General features: G+C 59.1%; 1 protein-coding gene. It reads left to right on the top strand.

Annotation, left to right across the window (positions count from 1 at the left end; translation table 11 throughout):
- The first annotated feature begins 36 nt into the window (after positions 1 to 36).
- Positions 37 to 794 (top strand): IS5 family transposase gene (locus ACR1XY_RS24645; protein ID WP_480544160.1). Its coding sequence is split into 2 segments (ribosomal slippage): positions 37 to 358 and positions 358 to 794, totalling 759 coding nucleotides; the frame shifts between segments, so codons are not numbered across the junction.
- The last annotated feature ends 1 nt before the right edge of the window (position 795 follow it).

Below are 795 nucleotides of genomic sequence, written 5' to 3' on the forward strand. Positions count from 1 at the left end.
GCGGCGTGATTCACGGTTCGAAAACGAGCGGTGAACATGTCTGATCTTTTCTGGCTTACAGACGCGCAGATGGCGCGTTTAGAGCCTTTCTTCCCGAAGTCCCATGGCAGACCCCGCGTCGATGACCGACGTGTATTGAGCGGGATTATCTTCATTAATCGCAATGGGTTGAGATGGCGCGACGCCCCTTCGGCCTATGGCCCACACAAGACCCTTTACAACCGTTGGAAGCGGTGGAGCGACAAAGGCATCTTCGCGCAGATGATGGCAGGTCTGGCTGCCGACCACGGCGAGGAGAAGACCGTGATGATCGACGCCACCTATCTGAAAGCCCACCGGACAGCGACCAGCATGGGCGTCAAAAAGGGGGGCGTGGCCGTCTGATTGGCCGAACCAAAGGCGGCATGAACACCAAGCTGCACGCCATCTGCGACAGCCAGGGCCGCCCCCTCAACCTGTTCGTCACGGCAGGTCAGGTCAGCGACTACATCGGCGCACGAGCATTGCTGAGCAGCCTGCCGGATGTTGAATGGCTTCTGGGTGATCGCGGTTACGACGCCGACTGGTTCAGAGAAGCGTTGAAGGACAAAGGGATACGCGCCTGCATTCCTGGACGGAAGCAACGGAAGAATCCGGTAAAGCACGACAAGCGCCGCTACAAACGGCGCAACCGCATCGAGATCATGTTCGGCAGGCTGAAGGATTGGCGGCGTGTGGCGACCCGCTACGACAGGTGCCCGAAGGTCTTCCTGTCAGCCATCGCCCTCGCAGCACTCGTCATCTATTGGCTATGAG

Source organism: Ruegeria sp. AD11(2025), assembly GCF_056542405.1.